This window comes from Shimia sp., assembly GCF_041624275.1.
Lineage (GTDB): Bacteria > Pseudomonadota > Alphaproteobacteria > Rhodobacterales > Rhodobacteraceae > Shimia.
Window position 1 is genome coordinate 1 of sequence record NZ_JBFJVE010000214.1, and the last position, 4,742, is coordinate 4,742.

At 66.5% G+C, this 4,742-nt stretch carries 3 protein-coding genes; 2 read left to right on the top strand and 1 reads right to left on the bottom strand.

Annotation, left to right across the window (positions count from 1 at the left end; translation table 11 throughout):
- Positions 1–1,741: type IIA DNA topoisomerase subunit B (locus ABZD10_RS13770; RefSeq protein ID WP_372887318.1), on the bottom strand; the 1,741-nt coding region annotated here is incomplete at its 3' end.
- Positions 1,742–2,058: 317 nt separating this feature from the next.
- Between ABZD10_RS13770 and ppk2 the strand changes: the two genes are divergently transcribed.
- Both ppk2 and ABZD10_RS13780 read left to right on the top strand, forming a co-directional pair.
- Positions 2,059–3,012, top strand: a complete 954-nt coding sequence (gene ppk2, locus ABZD10_RS13775; RefSeq protein ID WP_372887320.1) for a polyphosphate kinase 2 — start codon at positions 2,059–2,061, stop codon at positions 3,010–3,012.
- Positions 3,013–3,221: 209 nt separating this feature from the next.
- The gene (locus ABZD10_RS13780; RefSeq protein ID WP_372887322.1) at positions 3,222–4,607 is read left to right on the top strand and encodes an MATE family efflux transporter; all 1,386 of its coding nucleotides are present in this window, start codon (positions 3,222–3,224) and stop codon (positions 4,605–4,607) included.
- Positions 4,608–4,742 lie beyond the last annotated feature (135 nt).

Genomic DNA, 4,742 nt, shown 5'->3' on the forward strand with positions numbered 1-4,742 from the left:
CGATCTTGCCCTTGCCGCCCAGCCCCTTGGCCAGCCAGGCGTCGCGCTCGGCCTCGTCGATGCAATAGACGCGGCGCGCGCCCTGGGTCAGGCGGAACAGCGGCGGGCAGGCCAGATAAAGATGCCCGGCGTCGATCATCGGACGCATCTGGGTAAAGAAAAACGTCATCAGCAGCGCCGCGATATGGGCCCCGTCGACATCGGCGTCGGTCATGATGATGATCTTGTCATAGCGCAGATCGTCGACGTTGAAACGGCTGCCCAGCCCGACCCCCAGCGCCTGGGTGAGATCGCTGATCTCGGCATTGCTGCCCAGTTTCGACGAGGCCGCCCCCAGCACGTTGAGGATCTTGCCGCGCAGCGGCAGCAGCGCCTGGGTCTTGCGGTTGCGCGCCATCTTGGCCGAGCCGCCCGCCGAGTCGCCCTCGACGATGAACAATTCGGTGCCGTCGCGGTTGGTGGCCGAACAATCGACCAGCTTTCCGGGCAGGCGTAGCCGCTTGGTGGCGGTCTTGCGCTGGGTTTCCTTTTCCTGCCGCCGGCGCAGCCGTTCCTCGGCGCGCAGCACCAGGAAGTCGAGGATCGCCCCGGCCGATTTGGTGTCGGCGGCCAGCCAGTTGTCGAAATGGTCGCGCACCGCGCCCTCGACCAGCCGCGCCGCCTCGGTGGTGGCCAGCCGGTCCTTGGTCTGGCCGACGAACTCGGGCTCGCGGATGAAACACGATACCAGCGCGCAGCCCCCGGCGATCAGGTCGTCACGGGTGATCGAGGCGGCCTTCTTGTTGTTGACCAGCTCGCCATAGGCCTTGATCCCCTTGAGGATCGCCGCCCAGAAGCCGCCGACATGGGTGCCGCCTTCGGGGGTCGGCACGGTGTTGCAATAGCTCTGGATGAAACCGTCGCGCGACGGGGTCCAGTTGATCGCCCATTCGACCTTGCCCGGCACCTGAAAGCGCCCCTGAAAATCGACGGTGCCGGCAAAGGGCTGTTCGGCATAGGTCGATGAGCCGTTCATCGACTCATTGAGGTAATCGGCCAGCCCGCCGGGGAAATGGAACGAGGCTTCGGTTGGGGTCTCGCCGTCGTCGATGGCCGATTTCCAGCGGATTTCCACACCCGAGAACAGATAGGCCTTGGAGCGGATCGACTTGAACAGCCGCGCCGGCTTGAAACGGTGATGGCCGAAGATCTCGGCGTCGGCGTGGAAGGTGACGGAGGTGCCGCGCCGGTTGGGGGCGGCGCCGACCTGTTCCACCGGGCCCAGCGGCAGCCCGCGCGAGAACCGCTGTTCGTAAAGCGCCTTGTTGCGCGCCACCTGCACCACCATGGAATCGCTGAGCGCGTTGACCACCGAGGCACCGACCCCGTGCAGACCGCCCGAGGTCTGATAGGCCTTGCCCGAGAACTTGCCGCCCGCATGCAGGGTACAGAGGATCACCTCGAGCGCCGACTTGTCGGGGAACTTGGGGTGCGGATCGACCGGGATGCCCCGGCCGTTGTCGCGGATGGTCACCGCGTAATCTTCGTGCAGTTCGACCTCGATGCGGTTGGCAAAGCCGGCCACCGCCTCGTCCATCGAGTTGTCCAGAACCTCGGCCACCATATGGTGCAGCGCCCGTTCGTCGGTGCCGCCGATATACATGCCGGGACGTTTGCGGACCGGCTCCAGCCCTTCCAGTACTTCGATGGAAGAGGCGTCATAGTCCTGGGGTTTGCTGTCGGCCAGAAGGTCGTTTGCCATGCGCGGGGCTGCTCATCTTTTGCTGTTGCTTGGCCGCCATTATGGCAGGCCGCGCGGATCGGGGAAAGACGTCAGTTGGATGGTGCGTGCCGAAGGCCGCCGATGCCTCGGCCCGGCATTGGTGCGGCTCAGGCCCGGTTCAGGCGCGGCTCTGGCGCGGCGGGGCCCGCCATGTCCCCCTGCCGATTGCAGGGCGTCCGGATGAAGGATTTCAGCCGGCAAATTGCGCTTTGTCACGGGCCGGTTTGAGGCATGTCAAGGCGGTTCGGGCCGGGGCGGTTTAGGGTCCGGGCGAATTCATACAGCAGGAGATTTTCATGACCGCACCCATTGCGACACCTCACGCCGAAAGCAAGAATAAAACCCGGGATGTCGCCAAGGGCACGCTGAACGGCGCGCCCGCCACCGTCCTGCCGGAACCGGCAAAGAAGGCACCGCAAACCGCCTTTGACACCGATGATTACCCCTATGACACCAAGCTGTCGCGCCGCGCCTACGAGACCCAGAAGGCCAAGTTGCAGGCCGAGCTTCTGAAGGTGCAGCATTGGGCGCAGGAAACCGGCCAGAAATTCGTCATGCTGTTCGAAGGCCGCGACGCCGCCGGCAAGGGCGGCACGATCAAGCGTTTTACCGAGCATCTCAACCCGCGCTCGGCGCGCGTGGTGGCGCTGAACAAACCCACCGACGAGGAACGCGGCCAGTGGTATTTCCAGCGCTACATCGACCACCTGCCGACCGCCGGTGAAATGGTGCTCTACGACCGCTCGTGGTACAACCGCGCCGGGGTCGAAAGGGTGATGGGCTTCTGCGAGCCGGGGGAATACCTCGAATTCATGCGCCAGACGCCCGAGCTTGAACGGATGCTGGCGCGCTCGGGCATCCGGCTCTACAAATACTGGTTCTCGGTCACCCGGGACGAACAGCGGCGCCGCTTCCAAAGCCGCGAAACCGACCCGCTGAAACAATGGAAACTGTCGCCGATCGACAAGGCCTCGCTGGACAAGTGGGATGATTACACCGAGGCCAAGGAGGCGATGTTCTTCTACACCGACACCGCCGACGCGCCCTGGACGGTGATCAAGTCCAACGACAAGAAACGCGCGCGGCTGAACTGCATGCTGCATTTCCTCGAGTCGCTGGACTACCCGGGCAAGGATCTCAGGGTCGCCCATGCGCCCGACCCGCTGATCGTGTCCACCGCCAGCCATGTCATCCACCGCGCCGACCATATCCTCGGCACCGCGCTGCACCCCGAGACGCGCCGGACCTGAGTTAGGGCGCCCGCCCGCCGCTGCGCCGCCTGAGGGGTGCGGCGCCGGCGCGGCGGGCGGACCCGGAAAAGACGGCATCGGCCCCAGCGGTCGGGCCGTCTTTTTTCGTTCTGCCGGGCGCATCGGCCCGGATCCGGCCGCGCCCGCAGGGCGCTGACGCGGCGTCGCCACCGCTTGCCAGCGCCCTCTTTCCCCCCTAAGCCTTGGGGATGAAGACGCAGGTTTCCTACCCCGAGCACGGCCGCGCGATGCTGACCCTCGGTCTGCCGCTGATCGGCGGACATCTGGCGCAGTTCGCGATCGGGCTCACCGACACGATCATGCTCGGCTGGTACCAGGTCGAGGCGCTGGCGGCGGTGGTGCTCGGCGGCATGTTCTTCTTCGTCATCTTCATTCTCGGCTCGGGCTTTGCCATCGCGGTGATGCCGCTGGTGGCCGAGGCCGATGCCGCCGGCGACGAGACCGCGCTGCGCCGCGTCACCCGGATGGCGATCTGGCTCTCGGTGGTCTCCTCCTTTCTGGCGCTGCCGCTGTTCTGGTATTCCGGCCCGCTGCTGCGGCTGATGGGGCAGGAGGCGGCGATCGCCGATCTGGCCCAGGGCTACCTGCGGCTGGTCGGGGCCGGGCTGCTGCCGGCGCTGGTGGTGATGGTGCTGAAATCCTATCTCGCGGCGCTGGGGCGCACCCGGGTGGTGTTCTGGGTGACGCTGCTGGCGGCGCTGGTCAACGCGCTGGCCAACTACATGTTGATCTTCGGCCACTGGGGGGCGCCGGAACTGGGGGTGATCGGCGCCGCCATCGCCTCGCTCATGGTGCAGCTGGTGTCGCTGGCCGGGGTCGTCCTCTATGCCCGTGTCGCGCTGCCGCAGCACGATCTCTTCGCCCGGCTCTGGCGCCCCGACTGGGAGGCCTTCGGCCATGTCTTCCGCCTCGGACTGCCGATCGGCATCACCTCGCTGTCCGAGGTCTCGCTCTTTGCCGCCTCGAGCCTGATGATGGGCTGGCTGGGCACGCTGACGCTGGCGGCCCATGGCATCGCGCTGCAACTGGCCAGCGCCACTTTCATGGTCCATCTCGGCCTGTCCAATGCCGCCACCGTGCGCGCCGGCAACGCCATGGGCCGGCGCGACGCCGAACATCTGGCGCGCGGCGCGCGGGTCGCCATCGCGCTATCCCTGGCGATGGCGGTGGTCGCCGTGTCGCTGTTCCTCGCCCTTCCCGAACAGCTGCTCGGCCTGTTCCTCGATCCCGGCGATCCCGACCGCGCCGCGATCCTCGCGATCGGCGTCTCGCTGGTCTTCATGGCGGCGCTGTTCCAGTTCGTCGACGCGGCGCAGATCATGGCGCTGGGCCTGTTGCGCGGGGTCAAGGACACCCGCGCACCGATGGTCATCGCCGCCGTCAGCTACTGGCTGATCGGCGTCCCCTGCGGCTATGTCTTCGGCTTTCTCTTCGGCTGGCAGGGGGTCGGCGTCTGGCTCGGGCTGGTCACCGGGCTCACCGCCGCCGCGGTGCTGCTGATGTGGCGCTTCTGGGGCCCCAAGCTCGCCACCCTGCGCGCCGTCTTCGCCCCGGCGCCGCCGCCCTTGGGCTAGGGTCTGTACTCAATAAGGGGTTCCACTGACGAGATTAGCGTGATTCACTTCTGCGAAAGAGCAGGAGGTGAGCATGGCACGATATGACCTGAGCGATGAGGAATGGCGGATCGTTGAGCCGCTTTTGCCGCGCCC

Bases quoted from the DNA above. Each gene is read 5' to 3' on its own strand.
- ABZD10_RS13780 (WP_372887322.1), top strand. From the start codon at position 3,222: ATGAAGACGCAGGTTTCCTACCCCGAGCACGGCCGCGCGATGCTGACC.
- ppk2 (WP_372887320.1), top strand. From the start codon at position 2,059: ATGACCGCACCCATTGCGACACCTCACGCCGAAAGCAAGAATAAAACC.